Below are 15,458 nucleotides of genomic sequence, written 5' to 3' on the forward strand. Positions count from 1 at the left end.
GGATTTGCGGTGACTGGGCTGGAGCCTTCGCTAGCAGGCTAGCTCCCACAGGGTTATGTGGTTGGGTTGCGATTGGTGGTGGTTGGGCTGGCGTCATCGTGAGCAGGCTCACTCCTACAGGGGGATTGTGTTCACTTGAGGTCGAGTTGGCTGTCGGGGATTGTGCCGGAGAAAGTGGGTTCTACCGGGCCGCTCAGGGTTACGGAGCCTGAGCCATTCCAGTGGACGGTGACGGGGCCGCCGTCGCATTCGACTTTGACGGTGTGGTCGAGCAGGCCTCGGCGTATGCCGTTGACCGCTGCGCCACATGAGCAGGAGCCGGAGCCGAGCGGGATGGCGCCGTTGCGTTCCCAGATGCGCAGGCGGATGTGTTGGCGGTCGATGACTTGCACGAAATGGACGTTGGTTTTTTGCGGAAATAACGGATGGGTTTCGAGGCTCGGGCCGAGGGCGGTGATGTCGACGGCGCTGAGGTCATCAACGAAATACGTGCAGTGCGAATTGCCCATGTTGCACGCGGTTGGGGCGCCGGCGAGCTTTAGAAATAGCGTGTCGAGTTCTTGCGCCAGAGGGATGTCTTGCCAGTCGAACAACGGTTCGCCCATGTCGACAGCGATCAGTCCGCTGGGCGTGCGTTCACAGGTGAGCAAGCCACGGTTGGTGCGCAGGGTGATTGATGTTCGGCTGGCTTCGCGCATCAACCTGTCCGCCACGCCACGGGTGGCGCTGCCGCACACGTCGAGCGCTGAGCCGTCGGCGTTCCAGAACTCCACGCGCGCATCGGCGTCTGCGCAATCAAGGACCACGGCGAGTTGGTTGAAACCGATGCCGCGATGGCGATCACCCAGGCTCCGGGCGAGTTGGCCGGTGACGGGGTTGGCAATGTTACGTGAGTCGATCACGACGAAGTCATCGCCGTTGGCGTGCATCTTATGGAAGGTGAGTGGCATGCGCTGCGCCTCTGGTGCGCATCATGTTGATCAGCGCTGAGCGCCCACCATTCGGCGCCGGGCGTTCTTCGATGGAGAACGGCACGAAGCCAAGTTTCGGGTAGAGCAGCAGGCCGGCGGTATTTTCGTTGAAGCAGGACAGTTGCACTTCCTTGGCCTGGTATTTTTCGAAACCCAGCGCGGTCATGGTTTCGACGATGTACCGCGCCACACCTTGGCCTCGGGCGTATGGCGCGACGATGACGTTGCCGATGCAGCAGATGCCGTCGTGCTCAGCGCGGTAGAAGTTGGCGAAGCCGACGAACTCGCCGTTGGCCAGAAAAGCCGTGGAGTCGAAGCGCTGGCTGATTGCGCTGTGCATCTGCTCTTCCGTCAGCGGGAAGTTTGCTTTCGGGAACATGAAGAACAGCTCTTGTTCGCTTTGGGGAAAGCTGCAGAGGGTGTTGACGTCGTCGGCCGTCACTGGCCGGTGGGTGAAGTTCATCGCTGCCCTGCCCTCACTTTTTACCCGCCAGATGATGCGCAACCAAGGCGTTGGCATGACCGTGGCCCATGCCGTGTTCGTCCTTGAGCCATGCCACCAGTTCCATGTGTTTCTTGTCGCTGATGCCGGCGAGCAGGTTCAGCCAGTGATCGATGGGCTGGCCGTATTTTTTTTCGATGGAGGGAAAGTATGACGCCGAGCCTTTTACCTTGTTGTCTTCGCTCATGCTGCAAGCTCCCTGTGGTCACGACGGAGGGTCGGCGGACGCTCCTTGTCGGCATGGCATAGAGTGGACGCGAAGTGCGGTTCCGGCAACTGCCCCGCTCTGCCAGACACCAGAAAAACCCTGTAGGAGTGAGCCTGCTCGCGATGGCGTTTGTTCAGTCAACACCGACACTGACTGGACTACCGCTATCGCGAGCAGGCTCACTCCTACAGTGATATCTGCGTTATTCGGTGCGGCCCGGCAGCATCCGCACCAGGGTGTTATCCCGCACCCAATAATGGTGAAACAACCCCGCCAACGCATGCAGCCCAATTAGCCAGTAACCCGTGCTGCCAATCAGTTCATGCCAGTACTTCAGTTGTTTGGCGAAGTCCGGGTCGATGGCCACTGGCGCGGGGACGTGGAAGCCGAAGTACGGGAACGGTTTGTCGGCGGCGGCGAGCATCAGCCAGGCGAGGATCGGCGTGGCGATCATCAGCCCATACAGCGCCAGGTGTGTCAGGTGCGCGATGCCGGTCTGCCACGCAGGGGGTTTGGGCGTGATCGGTGGGCGTGGGCTGAGGCGGCCGAGCAGGCGGATCCACACGAGGGCGAAGATGCTCGCGCCGAACAGGCCGTGAAAGCCCATCAGCAAGCCGCGTGCTTCGCTGCCCTTGGGCAGGTAGCCCTTGATTTCGACGCAGGCGTAGACGCCGACAAACAGCGCCAGCATCAGCCAGTGCAGGGTGATTGAGAGTTTTCCATAACGGGTTACGGCGGTGTCGCGGGTCATAAGCTGCGCCTCGTGATTGTCGTGAGTGACGGCCGATTCGTTCGACCGCCTCGCTCCGGTTGTTGGGCGAACCGACGGCGTTACCCTGCCCGCCCAGTCTTAAGAGAGTCTGAAGACAGACCCTCACGTTAACCTTTTTTCACCTTCAGACTTCGTTAAGAAATGCCTCCGATACTCGCCTCAAACCTATTGAGGGAGGCGTTCTGCCCATGCCCGATTTTGACTGGAACATCGCCCTGCCCCTGCGCTTCGGTCAAGCCGAAACACCGCAGATGACACTGACCGGCGCGCTGCCCGACGACACTCTCCGAGCGACGTTTGAAAGCTTTATCCAGCAACGCTTTCGCAAAGCCCATGGCGCCGATATCCGTCACTTCATGCCCGAGCTGTTCGGCATGCACAACGGCGATGGCGAGTTGTGTGCCGTGGCCGGGGTGCGTCGCGCGCATCTGGAATCACTGTTCCTTGAGCGCTATCTGGATGAGCCGATCGAGCCGCTAATCAGCGCGGCGGCGGATCGTGCTGTCGAGCGCAGCGCCATCGTCGAAGTCGGCAATCTCGCCGCCAGCGACACCGGCAGCGCGCGCCTGAGCATCATCGCCATCACCTATCTGCTGGCCATGGGCGGCCTGGAATGGGTGACGTTCACCGGCAACATCGGCCTGGTCAACAGCTTCCATCGCCTGGGTTTGAAGCCAGTGACATTGTGCGCCGCTGACCCGGAACGATTGGGTGACGAGCGTCAACACTGGGGCAGTTATTACGAAAGCAAACCTTGGGTGCACGTCGGCAACATCCGCGCCGGGTTCGTCCATTTGCGCAATATCGGCCTGTTTACCCGTTTGGGTTTGCCGGGTTCGATTGAAGGAGCCTGTCATGTCGCTTGAACTGCAACGCTTCCAGGAAACCCTGCGCGACCATGCCCGGCACAATGACCACGCGACGGCCCTGTGGGGCGACACGCTGAAACTCGATTACGCCACGCTGTACGCCGAAGTGTTGTATCGCCAGGAGCGCCTGCGCGACGAGCAGGCGCAAGTGATTGCGCTGGCGTTGGACAACGGCGTCGACGCGATGCTCTGGGATCTGGCCGTGCTGTTCGAAGGCCTGACCTGCGTGACGCTGCCGCCGTTTTTCAGTGCGGCGCAGCGCGCCCATTGTCTGCAACAGAGCCAGGCCGAACGGGTGATCGCCGAGCCGGAGCTGGGCGCCGAATTGCTCGCGGCTGGTTATGAACAACGTGGCGAGTTCTGGTGCCGCTCCTTCAGTGGCCCCAGTCGCATGCCGGCCGGTACCGCAAAACTCACCTTCACCTCCGGCACCACCGGCACGCCGAAAGGTGTGTGCCTGAGCGCCGACAGCCTGTTGCGGGTCGCGCGGGAGCTGGATCAGGCCAGCGAAGCCACCGGCCCGCAGCATCACTTGGCGCTGTTGCCGTTGGCGATTCTGCTGGAGAACCTCGGCTGCTACGCCGCGCTGTATGCCGGCGCGACACTGAGTTTGCCGAGCCAGAAAACCCTCGGCATTCAGGGCGCCAGTGGCGTCGAGATTCCGCGCTTGCTCGGTTATCTGGCCAGCCGTGCGCCGCAGAGTCTGATCCTGGTGCCGCAGTTGCTGTTGTTACTGGTCAGCGCCGCCGAACAAAAAGCCTTCGACCCGCAAACCCTACGCTTTGCCGCTGTCGGCGGTGCGCGCGTCTCGGAGGATCTGCTGCACCGCGCGCAACGGGTCGGGCTGCCGGTTTACGAAGGCTACGGCCTGTCCGAATGCGCCTCGGTGGTGTGCCTCAATCGCCCCGGCGCGCGCCGCCCCGGCAGCGTCGGCCGGCCGTTGCCGCATGTCGAAGTGCGGCTGGCCGAGGACGGCGAAGTGCTGATCAAGGGCTCGACGTTGCTCGGCTATCTGGGGGACGCGCCGTACGCCGATGAGTGGTGGCCGAGCGGCGATCTGGGCGAGTTCGACCCGGAAGGTTTTCTCTATCTCAAGGGCCGCAAGAAGCACCAGTTCGTCACCAGTTTCGGGCGCAACGTCAACCCGGAATGGGTCGAGTCGGAGCTGACCCAGCGCCGCCATATCGCCCAGGCGTTCGTTTACGGCGAGGCCTTGCCGCATAACCACGCCCTGCTCTGGCCACATCGTCCGGACTGCACCGATGCCGAACTGGCCGCTGCCGTCGCCGAAGCCAACGAGGCTTTGCCCGATTACGCCCAGGTGCATCAGTGGACGCGCTTGCCGCAACCCTTCAGCGCCGCCAATGGCCTGCTCACCGCCAATGGCCGCCCGCGCCGCGATGCCATCGTCGCGCAGTACCACAACCAATTGACCGAATCCGCTGTTTCCGAGGAGTCCGCATCATGAGTTTTTTTGACACCCTGCAAGAAGCCACGCAACAGGAACGCCACGAACTGTTCAACCTGCCGATCATCGTCGATGCCCTGCAAGGCAAGGTCAGCCTCGACAGTTATCGGGCGTTTCTCGCGCAGGCGTATTACCACGTGCGTCACACCGTGCCGCTGATGATGGCTTGCGGTGCACGCCTGCCGACGCGTCTGGAATGGCTGCGCAAAGCGGTGGCCGAGTACATCGAAGACGAATACGGCCACGAGCACTGGGTACTCAATGACATCGCCGCGTGTGGTGGTGATCGTGATGCGGTGCGCGACGGTCAGCCGTCGTTGTCGATCGAGCTGATGGTCAGCTTCCTTTATGACCTGATCGCCCGGGGCAATCCGGTGGGTCTGTTCGGCATGGTCAACGTGCTCGAAGGCACCAGCATCGCTTTGGCCACCCACGCGGCGGGCAGCATTCGCGAGCGTCTGGCATTGCCGGAAACCGCGTTCAGTTACCTGAGTTCCCACGGTTCGCTCGACATCGAGCACATGCAAACCTATCGGCGCCTGATGAATCAGCTGGAAGATCCTGCCGATCAAGCCGCCGTGATCCATGCCTCGAAAGTCGTTTATCGCCTGTACACCGACATGTTCCGTGGCTTGCCGCGTGACGCGGAGGCTCAACATGCAGCTGCGTGATGCGCGGGTGGTGCTGACCGGTGCCAGTGGCGGCATCGGCCTGGCCATCGCCGAAACCTTGTGCGCCGCCGGTGCCCATGTGCTCGCGGTGGCGCGGCATCAGGAAGCACTGCTGCCGTTGCTCAAGCGCTACCCCGAGTCTTTGTGCTGGGTCGCCGCTGACCTGACCTTCCTCAGCGACCGGCGCAAAGTGCTGGTCGCCGCCGAAGCCATCGGTGGTATCAACCTGCTGATCAACGCCGCCGGGGTCAATCACTTCGCCATGCTCGAACAGCTCGATGACAGCGATATCAACGCGATGCTGGCGGTAAACATCAGTGCACCGATGTGCCTGACCAAACTGCTGCTGCCGCTGCTCAAGCAGGCCGACAGCGCCATGGTGGTCAACGTCGGCTCGACCTACGGCTCGATCGGCTACCCGGGTTACGCCAGTTATTGCGCGACCAAGTTTGCTTTGCGCGGATTTTCCGAGGCACTGCGCCGGGAGCTCGCCGACACCCGGGTCAGCGTGCTGTACGTCGCGCCGCGCGCCACGCGCACCTCGATGAACAGCGCCGCCGCGCAAGCACTGAACGACGCACTCAAGGCCAACGTCGACGATCCGCAAACCGTAGCCTCAGCGGTGATCCATGCGATTGCCGGTGATCGCCGCGACCTTTACCTGGGCTGGCCGGAACGCTTCTTCGTCCGCCTGAACAATCTGCTCCCGCATCTGGTGGATCGAGGCCTGCGCAAGCAGTTGCCGTTGATCCGCCGTCTCAGTGAAAAACCTGACCACGAGTCGCCAAAGCCATGAAAAAACTATCCGCATGCCTGTTGCTCGCCGCCCTCAGTCAAAGCGTCTGGGCGCTGGAACCGGCCGACCAGCAACGCCTCGAGGGCATCCAGCAGAGCTGGGCGCACATTCAATATGAAGTGGCGGAAAAACAGCGCGCCGCCGCGTTCGAACAATTGGCCAGCGAGGCCAACGCGTTCACCACGCAGCGCCCGGCGGTGGCCGAAGCGTGGATCTGGAAAGGCATCGTCACCAGCAGTTGGGCCGGTGCCGAGGGCGGCCTCGGTGCCTTGGGCAAAGCCAAGGACGCCAAGGCTGACCTGGAGAAATCCCTGACCCTCGACCCCAAAGCCCTGCAAGGCTCGGCTTACACCAGCCTCGCCGCACTGTATGACCGCGTGCCCGGCTGGCCCATCGGTTTCGGCGACAGCGACAAGGCCGAGCAACTGCTCAAGCAAGCCTTGCAACTCAACCCCAACGGCATCGACAGTCTGTACTTCTGGGGCGATCACCTCTACCGTCAGAAGCGCTACGCTGAAGCCAAAGCTGCGCTGCTCAAAGCCCAGCAAGCCGCGCCGCGCCCGGGCCGCGAAAGTGCCGATGCCGGGCGCCGCAAAGAGATCGCCGCCCTGCTGGTGGACGTGAACAAGAAACTCGACTGACAGGAGTCCGCGTGCGTTTATTACTGGTTGAGGATGACGTGGCGCTGGGTGAAGGCATTCATCAGGCGCTGGGCCGCGAGGGTTACACCGTCGACTGGCTCAAGGACGGCAGCAGCGCGTTGCATGCGCTGCTCAGCGAAACCTTCGATGTCGCCGTGCTCGATCTCGGTCTGCCGCGCATGGACGGCCTGCAGGTGCTGCGCCGCCTGCGCGACAGCGGTTCGAATCTGCCGGTGCTGATTCTTACCGCGCGCGACGCTACCGAAGATCGCATCGCCGGGCTCGACGCCGGGGCCGACGACTACCTGATCAAACCGTTCGACCTGGACGAACTCAAGGCACGCCTGCGCGCCTTGTTGCGCCGCAGTGCCGGGCGCGCCCAGGCGTTGATCGAACATGCCGGCATCAGCCTCAACCCCGGCACCCAGCAAGTCAGCTATCAGGGCCAGCCCGTGGCCCTGACGCCCAAGGAATATCAGTTGCTGCACGAACTGCTGTCGCCGCCGGGCCGGGTCATGACCCGCGATCAACTGATGCAGCTGCTTTACGGCTGGAATGAAGAAGCCGAAAGCAACACTCTCGAAGTGCACATCCACCACCTGCGCAAGAAGTTTTCCACCGACCTGATCCGCACCATTCGCGGCGTGGGTTATCTGGTGGAGGAGCGTCGATGACCTCGATCCGCCGCCGCACGCTGACCTTGATCATCGGCCTGTTGCTGGCCGGCCTCGCGGTGCTCAGCACCTTCAACCTGCACGACAGCAACCACGAAATCGCCGAAGTCTACGACGCGCAATTGGCGCAGAACGCGCGCCTGCTGCAAGGCGTGATGCGCATGCCCTTGGCCAGCAAACAGCACGCCGAACTGTACCAGGCGTTCAACTCGGCGCTGGGCGAAGCGGTGCCGCGCGGCGAAGGTCATCCTTACGAACGCAAAATCGCTTTTCAGGTGTGGAATCCTGCCGGTGATGTGCTGGTGCACACCGCCAGCGCACCGTCCTTCAGGGCGCCGCCGACTCAGCCCGGCTTCAGCGATGTGGTGGATCTGAACAATCGGCACTGGCGCGCCTTTCTCCTTGAAGACAAACAGAACGGCCTGCGCATCTGGGTCGGTGAGCGTGACGATGTGCGCGCCGATCTGGTCGACCGCATCGTCCGCCACACCCTGTGGCCGAATGTGGTCGGCAGCTTGCTGCTCGCGGCGATGGTCTGGCTGGCCATCGGCTGGGGCCTCAAGCCCTTGGCGAACATGGCCGAGACCTTGCGCGCCCGCCACAGCGGTTCGCTGGAACCGTTGCAACTGGCGCCGCTGCCCAGTGAGCTGGAGCCGATGCAGGCGGCGCTCAACCGCATGCTCGCGCAGATCCAGGAAGTGCTTGGCCGCGAGCGGCGCTTTATCGCCGATGCCGCCCACGAAATGCGCACGCCGCTGGCGGTGCTGCGGGTGCATGCGCAGAATCTGCAGGAGGCTGGCACCGAACAGGAGCGCCGCGAATCGCTGGCGTTTCTGATCGCCGGGGTCGACCGCACCAGTCGCTTGGTCAACCAGTTGCTGACCATGGCGCGCCTGGAGCCGAAACCCAATCCACCGCCGCTGCAACCCATCGACCTCAGCGAAACCGTGCGCAACAGCCTGGTGCAACTGACGCCATGGTTGCTGAGCAAACACCTGGAACTGGCATTTGAAGACAGCGCTGAACCGTTCAACATCATGGCCAGCCCCGGCACGATCGACATTGCCCTGAACAACCTGATCACCAACGCTGCGAACTTCTCCCCCGAACACGGCGTGATCACCGTGCTGCTCAGTCAGGCCGAGGGTTTCTATCACTTGAGCGTTGAAGATCAGGGGCCGGGCATCGATGAAGCGGACCGGGCGCGCTTGTTCGAGCGCTTCTACAGTCGCGGCAATGCCCACGGCGCGGGGCTGGGGCTGACTATCGTCAACACCATCGCCACGCAGTTGGGCGGACGAATCACGTTGGCCAACCGCGCCGAAGGTGGTTTACGCGCGACCTTGTCGATTCCCGACGGGCATCCGCGCCCCGCATCGCAACGCAGCACCCGCGAACCGCCGCAGAGTTGAGCCTGTTGCGGAAACAGAAGCACCATCGCCCGCTGAAAAACAGTGGCCGCGTGTCGGAATCTGATCCAGATCAGTTCCCGGGGCTGACATCGGTGTAGAACAGACTCAGCGCATTCTCCTGCGCGTTGCTCGTTCAGCCCCGATGGAGGCTCATCTCATGCTCACTGTCAAAGACCACAATGACCGCGCGGCGCCGGCCTATGCCGCGCACCAAGGTGAATACTGGATCGAGTCGCTCAAGGATGGCCGCCACGTCTTGGTCCGTGCCCTGGCCGCCAAGGATCGCCAACGCGAATATGCCTTCATCAAGCGCTTGTCGCCCGAGTCCCGACACCTGCGCTTTCTCGCACAGATCAGTGAGCCGGGCACCGCGTTGCTCGATCAGTTGATGGACGTCAATTACAAACAACGCGCGGCCTTCATCGCACTGGTTCACGAAAATGGCGAATTGATCGAGATCGGCATCAGCCGCTACGCCGCCACGGGCGAGCAGGACTGTGAATGCGCCGTCACGGTCGCCGATGAGTGGATGCACCTCGGCCTGGCCACGTTGCTGATGGAACATTTGATCAAGGCTGCCCGGCACAACGGTTTCAAACATCTGTATTCGGTGGATTCGGCCAGCAACACGGGCATGCGCGACCTCGCCCGATCAATGGGCTTTGAAACCCACAGCGATCCTGATGATCCGCACCAGGTCATTCATCGCCTGAGTCTGTAGCGACATTCCTGCGCCCCGCACCTTTAAACGTTGCGGGGCGCGTTGCCGTTACGGCGTGATCGCCACCTTCATCACCCCATCGCGCTGATGCGCGAACAGTTCATACGCGGCTTCGATATCGTCCAGTTTGAAGTGGTGGGTCACCAGCGGCGACAGATCGACGCCACCGCTTTGCACCACCGCCATCAGCCGGCGCATGCGTTCCTTGCCGCCGGGGCACAGGGTGCTGACGATGCTGTAATCGCCCAGCCCTGCCGCGAAGGCATCGTAGGGAATGCGCAGGTCCGATGCGTAAACCCCCAGACTCGACAGGCGTCCGCCCGGGCGTAACACCCGCAAGGCAGACTCGAACGTGCCCTGGGTGCCCAAGGCTTCGATGGACACATCCACGCCGCGCCCGTCGGTCAACGCCATGATTTGCTCGACCACGTCGCCGTCCTTGAAATTGACCACATGGGTCGCGCCCAACTGCCGCGCGACACTCATGCGCTCGGCCACCGCGTCGACACCAATGATCACGCTCGCGCCCTTGAGCCGCGCCCCGGCCACCGCGCACAGGCCGATCGGCCCCAGCGCGAATACCGCAACGCTGTCGCCGATACTGACTTCGCCGCGTTCGGCGCCGGAGAACCCGGTGGACATGATGTCCGGGCACATCAGCACTTGTTCGTCGCTCAGCCCGTCGGGAATCGGGCACAGGTTGGCCAAGGCATCGGGCACCAGAACGTACTCCGCCTGACAGCCATCGATGATATTGCCGAATTTCCAGCCGCCGGTGGCGCGAAAACCGTGACGGGTGTCCGGCCCGTCCTGGGAGCCGCAGCCGCACAGGCAGGCGTAGCTTTGACCACTGGGGGTGATGGCGCCGGCGATCACCCGTTGGCCTTCGAAAAATCCGCGGACTTGTGAGCCGAGCTTCTCGATCACGCCCACCGGTTCGTGACCGACGGTCAAGCCTTTGGCCACTGGATACTCGCCGCGCAGGATATGCACGTCGGTGCCGCAGATCGTCGTGGTGGTGATCCGCACCAGTGCGTCCAACGGGCCAACCTCGGGGATCGGTTTGTCATCCAGCACGATGCGATTCTTTTCGACGAATATCGCCGCTTTCATCATGGCCATGATCAAGACTCCTGTGCAGGTGTTTGCAGTGAGTTCAGCACCTTTCCAAGGCTGCGCCGAACTGACCGACACAAGGTTGATAACGATCAATCAATGCAGGATTGCGCATCGCCGATGCCGCACGTCGGACGCGGGCATTATTGGGCCGCGTCATTGACAAAGATCAAGCCACGCCCGGCGGCACGGAGCAACATGAACTGACGCCGTTGCGTCTGGCCGGCCAATGCCGCTACCCACAGGAGATTCGTCATGTCCGAGCAAGCACGTTTCATGCTGGTAGCTTCACCGCTGATGAAACACAGCCCTGCGTTCGATCGGGCCGCGGCCCTGGCCAAGGCATCCGGGGCGGCGCTGCACATCGTGGCATTCGATTACCTCGAAGGGCTGGCGACCGCCGGATTGGTCAACGAGCAGGCCCTGGAACAGATGCGCCTGGGTTATGTAGAGCGCCACCATCAATGGCTAGAGGACCAGGCGCGGCCCATGCGCCACCTCGGCGTGACCGTGACCACGGAAGTGGTGTGGGTCGACAATCCGTTGCATGAAATCCAGATTCACCTCAAGGAGCAGCCGATGGCCCTGCTGATCAAGGATCTGCAGCACGCCTCGTTCATGTCGCGGTTGATGTTCACCCCGCTCGATGTTCATTTGCTGCGCGAATGCCGGGTACCGCTGCACTTCGTCAGCCATGTCCAGCACGCACGGCCCCGGCGGATCGTCGCGGCGATTGATCCGTTTCATCGCGACGAGCAATACGCCGACTTCAACGACCGTATCCTGCGCGAGGCCGCGAAACTGGCCAGCCTCTGCGATGCCGAACTGGATGTGGTCTATGCCTACGACCTGTCATCAATCAGCGCCGACGAGTTCGGCTTTGGCAACGCCTCGACGTTTTTCACCGAGGGCAAGGCGAAAACGCTGTTCGATGCGCAAGGCGATGCATTCCGCGAACTGGCCGAGCGCAACGGCATTGCGCCGGAACGCCAGCACATGATCATGGGCAATCCGGCCAACGTGCTGTGCAGCTACGCCGATGCCTATGACATCGATGTGATCGTCATGGGCCGTATCGGCCATCGCGGCCTGGGTCGGTTGATCGGTAGCACGGTGGAACAGCTGTTGTACAAAATGCCCTGCAGCGCCTGGGTGGTGTCGCCGCAAGTACTGGTCGACTGAACGCAGCCGTCCCTCTCGAGGGACGGCCTCAGATCGAACGCTGGTTGACCCGCGCCATCAGTTGCTCGGCGCTTTCCTTGCGCTCGGAGTAGCGGTCGACCAGATGCGCCTGTTGATCGCGCAGCAGCACGGTGAACTTCACCAGCTCTTCCATCACATCGACCACACGATCGTAGAACGGCGACGCTTTCATTCGCCCGGTGTCGTCAAATTCCATGTAGGCCTTCGGCACCGAGGATTGGTTGGGGATGGTGAACATGCGCATCCAGCGGCCCAACACGCGCAACTGGTTGACCACGTTGAACGACTGCGAACCGCCGCAGACCTGCATCACGGCGAGGGTCTTGCCTTGGGTCGGGCGTACCGCGCCGAGTTCCAGCGGGACCCAGTCGATCTGTGCCTTGAACACGGCAGACATTGCGCCGTGCCGTTCTGGTGAGCACCAGACCTGGCCTTCCGACCACAGCACCAGCTCGCGCAGTTCCTGCACCTTGGGATGGTCGACCGGAGCGTCGTCGGGCAGTGGCAGACCGGACGGGTTGAAGATGCGCGTTTCGGCGCCGAAGTGTTCGAGCAGGCGCGCGGCCTCCTCTACCAGCAAACGGCTGAACGAGCGTTCGCGGGTCGAGCCGTAGAGCAGCAGGATCCGCGGTTTGTGCGCGCCCGGTTGCGACGGTTTGGCGTTATCGAACAGATTGAGATCGAGGTTGGGCAGTTCGGACATAAATCCTCCTTAAAGCGCGCCGATGCGGTCGAGCTCAGCCTTGAGTTGATCGCGGCTGAGCGAGTGGAAAGGCAGATCGAGGAAGGCCTGACAGCGTTGGCCGATGCGCATAAGGGTGGCGTGAAAAGCCGCGTCGACAGTGGCTTCGTCGCCCTTCACTTCGGACGGATCTTCCAGCCCCCAGTGGGATTTCAGCGCCGGGCCGAAATACACCGGGCAAGTCTCGCCAGCGGCTTTGTCGCACACGGTGATGACGATGTCCGGCGGGTTGCTTTCAAAAGCGTCGTTGCCTTTGCTGTGCAAACCATCAATGGCGATGCCGGCCTGTTGCAGCGTCGACAGGCTGCGCGGCAAGACCTGACCTTTGGGAAAACTGCCGGCACTCACCGCTTCGAATCCCGCTGGTGCCAGATGATTGAACATGGCTTCAGAGAGGATGCTGCGGCAGCTGTTGGCCGTGCACATGAACAGAACTCGCATGGATTGCTCCTACCGCTTTTGGCGGACATCAAAGGCTCAGGCGCAGTGCCAGGGCCGAAAGAGTGATCAACAGAACCGGAAGGGTCAGCAGAATGCCGACCTTGAAGTAGTAGCCCCAGGTGATGCGCAGACCTTTGCGTTCCAGCACATGCAGCCAGAGCAACGTGGCGAGGCTACCGATGGGGGTGATTTTCGGGCCGAGGTCGCAGCCAATGATGTTGGCGTAGATCATCGCTTCGCGAACGAGCCCTTGGGCGTCGCTGGCCTGGATCGACAACGCACCGATCAGCACGCTGGGCATGTTGTTCATCACCGATGACAACAGCGCGGACAGCAGGCCAGTGCCGAGGGTGGCACTCCATAAACCTTGCTCGGCCAAGCGGTCGAGGACGACGGCCAGCAGGTCAGTCAACCCGGCATTCTTCAGGCCATACACCACCAGGTACATGCCCAGCGAGAACACCACGATCTGCCACGGCGCATCACGCAAAACCCGTCGGGTAGCGATCTTGTGGCCCTTGGCAGCGACCGCAAAAAGGATCGCCGCACACACTGCCGCAACGGCACTGACAGGAATCCCCAGCGGTTCCAGTGCGAACAGTCCGACCAGCAATATCAGCAGTGTCCAGCCGCCGACCACGAAGGTGGCGTGGTCGCGAATCGCTGTTTTGGGCTCCTGAAGCGCCTCAACCGGGTAGCGCTGTGGCACATCGCGCCGGAAGTACACAAACAGCACCAGCAACGTCGCCGCGACACTGACCAGACTCACCGGCACCATCACCGATGCGTATTCGGCAAAGCCCAAGCCGAAGTAGTCGGCGGAGACGATGTTGACCAGATTGGACACCACCAGCGGCAGGCTGGCCGTGTCGGCAATAAACCCGGCGGCCATGACGAATGCCAACGTCGCCGCCGGTGAAAAGCGCAGCGCCAGCAACATCGACATGACAATGGGCGTAAGGATCAGCGCCGCACCGTCGTTGGCGAACACCGCCGCCACCGCCGCGCCGAGCAACACGCAGAACGCGAACAATCGATAACCACTGCCCTTTGCCCATCGTGCAACGTGGAGTGCCGCCCACTCAAAGAAGCCGGCTTCATCCAGCAGCAGACTGATGATGATCACCGCGATAAACGTGGCGGTGGCGTTCCAGACGATGGCCCACACCGTGGGGATGTCCTGCAGCGAAACGGCACCGACGGCCAGGGCGATCACGGCGCCGAACGTGGCGCTCCAACCGACGCCTAATCCTTTGGGCTGCCAGATGACGAGTACGAGGGTGAAGACGAAAACAGCGAAAGCCAGCAACATTTCAGAACTCTCTAAATCCGGATTCAGCAGCAGGCGGCTTCGCGCACCGGACGCCCGTCCATGTTCTGCAGGCGGGCGACGTTGTCCTTTAGCCAATCAGCATTGGCCAGGGACGTCACTTGCAGGATTTCGCGCACCCACGCTGGCAGATCCGGGTTGAGACGGTAATAGACCCACTGGCCCTGACGGCGATCAAGCAGCAACCCATTACTGCGCAGTTGCGCGAGGTGGCGGCTGATTTTCGGTTGGCTGTCGTCGAGCGCACACATCAGCTCGCAAACGCAGAGTTCACCTTGATCGGAAATGAGCAGCATGGCGCGCACGCGGGTTTCGTCAGCGAGGCTCTTGAAGACTTCGGTGGGTGTGATCATGGGACGGGCTCATCACATACGGAAATCCGAATATACGGATATCCATATATAAATCAACCCGGCAAATGCCATCGACCAAAGAACCCTGTGGGAGCACCTGTCGTCACCAGCGTTTTCAACAGCGAATGACGACTCCACGGGCCGCAGTACTCAGGCACATGCGCGATCAATCTATATCCGCAGCGGATGTACCACCGGGCGACGTTGTCATCCAGCGTTTCGATCAAGGCATCCACGCACGCCCTTTCAACGGCCAGCGCCTCAAGCTTGTGCAACGCCTCAGTACCCAGCCCGGTTCCGCGCCATTGCGCGTCGATCCACAGGTAATTGACAAACAGACGCCGGAATTCGGTTCTACCGGTAGCGCCGCCGATCAGTGTTCCCTCCTCCATCAGCGCACAGGCGATGGCTTCAGCTTGCCCGCCGCGCGCCTCAGACAAGGCTCGGCCATGGCGTAAGACGCCGTCACTGATGGCCTTCAAGGTGTCCGCATTGATGTCGCGAACGCTAAGCCATTCCCTCATTGCTGCTCTCCATTGCCAAAGGCTTTGGCGCAGTTCAAGCAAAA

The 15,458-nt window shown here is 62.0% G+C and carries 19 protein-coding genes; 9 read left to right on the forward strand and 10 right to left on the reverse strand.

Annotation, left to right across the window (positions count from 1 at the left end):
• Window positions 1-131 precede the first annotated feature (131 nt).
• From dapF to ACM6JQ_RS14280, 4 genes are all read right to left on the reverse strand, one after another.
• Window positions 132-950 (reverse strand): diaminopimelate epimerase, encoded by an 819-nt coding sequence (gene dapF / locus ACM6JQ_RS14265; RefSeq protein WP_414894037.1) that lies wholly within the window; start codon window positions 948-950, stop codon window positions 132-134.
• Window positions 931-1,434, reverse strand: a complete 504-nt coding sequence (locus ACM6JQ_RS14270) for a GNAT family N-acetyltransferase (protein ID WP_414894038.1) — start codon at window positions 1,432-1,434, stop codon at window positions 931-933. Before ACM6JQ_RS14270 ends, dapF begins: the two co-directional genes overlap by 20 nt.
• A 13-nt stretch (window positions 1,435-1,447) precedes the next feature.
• Window positions 1,448-1,660, reverse strand: a complete 213-nt coding sequence (locus ACM6JQ_RS14275) for a DUF4287 domain-containing protein (RefSeq protein WP_414894039.1) — start codon at window positions 1,658-1,660, stop codon at window positions 1,448-1,450.
• A gap of 223 nt (window positions 1,661-1,883) precedes the next feature.
• Window positions 1,884-2,432, reverse strand: coding sequence for a cytochrome b (locus tag ACM6JQ_RS14280; protein ID WP_007910700.1), 549 nt, complete (start codon window positions 2,430-2,432; stop codon window positions 1,884-1,886).
• Between the two features lie 209 nt (window positions 2,433-2,641).
• Here ACM6JQ_RS14280 and ACM6JQ_RS14285 point away from each other — a divergent pair, with 209 nt between their 5' ends.
• The 8 genes from ACM6JQ_RS14285 to ACM6JQ_RS14320 all read left to right on the forward strand — a co-directional run bounded on the left by ACM6JQ_RS14285 (window position 2,642) and on the right by ACM6JQ_RS14320 (window position 9,705).
• Window positions 2,642-3,319 (forward strand): thermostable hemolysin, encoded by a 678-nt coding sequence (locus ACM6JQ_RS14285; RefSeq protein ID WP_414894040.1) that lies wholly within the window; start codon window positions 2,642-2,644, stop codon window positions 3,317-3,319.
• Window positions 3,309-4,790 (forward strand): AMP-binding protein, encoded by a 1,482-nt coding sequence (locus ACM6JQ_RS14290; protein ID WP_414894041.1) that lies wholly within the window; start codon window positions 3,309-3,311, stop codon window positions 4,788-4,790. Before ACM6JQ_RS14285 ends, ACM6JQ_RS14290 begins: the two co-directional genes overlap by 11 nt.
• Window positions 4,787-5,461 (forward strand): TenA family transcriptional regulator, encoded by a 675-nt coding sequence (locus ACM6JQ_RS14295; RefSeq protein WP_095047431.1) that lies wholly within the window; start codon window positions 4,787-4,789, stop codon window positions 5,459-5,461. Before ACM6JQ_RS14290 ends, ACM6JQ_RS14295 begins: the two co-directional genes overlap by 4 nt.
• Complete coding sequence (locus ACM6JQ_RS14300; protein WP_095111533.1) at window positions 5,448-6,257, forward strand: SDR family oxidoreductase; 810 nt, start codon at window positions 5,448-5,450, stop codon at window positions 6,255-6,257. The genes ACM6JQ_RS14295 and ACM6JQ_RS14300 overlap by 14 nt, the downstream gene beginning before the upstream one ends.
• Window positions 6,254-6,898, forward strand: coding sequence for a tetratricopeptide repeat protein (locus ACM6JQ_RS14305; RefSeq protein ID WP_414894042.1), 645 nt, complete (start codon window positions 6,254-6,256; stop codon window positions 6,896-6,898). The genes ACM6JQ_RS14300 and ACM6JQ_RS14305 overlap by 4 nt, the downstream gene beginning before the upstream one ends.
• 11 nt (window positions 6,899-6,909) lie before the next feature.
• Window positions 6,910-7,572 (forward strand): response regulator, encoded by a 663-nt coding sequence (locus ACM6JQ_RS14310; protein WP_007910671.1) that lies wholly within the window; start codon window positions 6,910-6,912, stop codon window positions 7,570-7,572.
• On the forward strand, window positions 7,569-8,984 hold the full coding sequence (locus tag ACM6JQ_RS14315; protein WP_414894043.1) for an ATP-binding protein: 1,416 nt from the start codon (window positions 7,569-7,571) through the stop codon (window positions 8,982-8,984). Before ACM6JQ_RS14310 ends, ACM6JQ_RS14315 begins: the two co-directional genes overlap by 4 nt.
• A gap of 157 nt (window positions 8,985-9,141) precedes the next feature.
• Window positions 9,142-9,705 (forward strand): GNAT family N-acetyltransferase, encoded by a 564-nt coding sequence (locus tag ACM6JQ_RS14320; protein ID WP_414894044.1) that lies wholly within the window; start codon window positions 9,142-9,144, stop codon window positions 9,703-9,705.
• A gap of 48 nt (window positions 9,706-9,753) precedes the next feature.
• Here the strand turns inward: ACM6JQ_RS14320 and ACM6JQ_RS14325 are convergent, their stop codons facing one another.
• Complete coding sequence (locus ACM6JQ_RS14325) at window positions 9,754-10,827, reverse strand: NAD(P)-dependent alcohol dehydrogenase (RefSeq protein WP_134173893.1); 1,074 nt, start codon at window positions 10,825-10,827, stop codon at window positions 9,754-9,756.
• A gap of 249 nt (window positions 10,828-11,076) precedes the next feature.
• Here ACM6JQ_RS14325 and ACM6JQ_RS14330 point away from each other — a divergent pair, with 249 nt between their 5' ends.
• Entirely contained in the window at window positions 11,077-12,003 is a 927-nt protein-coding gene (locus tag ACM6JQ_RS14330; RefSeq protein WP_095111538.1) for a universal stress protein, read from the forward strand.
• A 28-nt stretch (window positions 12,004-12,031) separates the two neighbouring features.
• On the opposite strand, the gene arsH is transcribed toward ACM6JQ_RS14330, so the two are convergent.
• Genes arsH through ACM6JQ_RS14355 form a run of 5 tightly spaced genes read right to left on the reverse strand, consistent with a single transcriptional unit; the run spans window position 12,032 to window position 15,414 of the window.
• Complete coding sequence (gene arsH / locus ACM6JQ_RS14335) at window positions 12,032-12,727, reverse strand: arsenical resistance protein ArsH (protein WP_414894045.1); 696 nt, start codon at window positions 12,725-12,727, stop codon at window positions 12,032-12,034.
• A gap of 9 nt (window positions 12,728-12,736) precedes the next feature.
• On the reverse strand, window positions 12,737-13,207 hold the full coding sequence (locus ACM6JQ_RS14340; RefSeq protein ID WP_007910659.1) for an arsenate reductase ArsC: 471 nt from the start codon (window positions 13,205-13,207) through the stop codon (window positions 12,737-12,739).
• A gap of 28 nt (window positions 13,208-13,235) precedes the next feature.
• Entirely contained in the window at window positions 13,236-14,519 is a 1,284-nt protein-coding gene (locus ACM6JQ_RS14345; RefSeq protein WP_414894046.1) for an arsenic transporter, read from the reverse strand.
• Window positions 14,520-14,542: 23 nt separating this feature from the next.
• Window positions 14,543-14,890, reverse strand: a complete 348-nt coding sequence (locus ACM6JQ_RS14350; RefSeq protein ID WP_007910655.1) for a metalloregulator ArsR/SmtB family transcription factor — start codon at window positions 14,888-14,890, stop codon at window positions 14,543-14,545.
• Between the two features lie 53 nt (window positions 14,891-14,943).
• Window positions 14,944-15,414 carry a GNAT family N-acetyltransferase gene (locus ACM6JQ_RS14355; protein WP_007910652.1) on the reverse strand — a complete coding sequence of 157 codons (471 nt, stop codon included), beginning with the start codon at window positions 15,412-15,414 and terminating at the stop codon, window positions 14,944-14,946.
• Window positions 15,415-15,458: the final 44 nt, after the last annotated feature.

Source organism: Pseudomonas sp. IT-232MI5, assembly GCF_949767845.1.
GTDB lineage: Bacteria > Pseudomonadota > Gammaproteobacteria > Pseudomonadales > Pseudomonadaceae > Aquipseudomonas.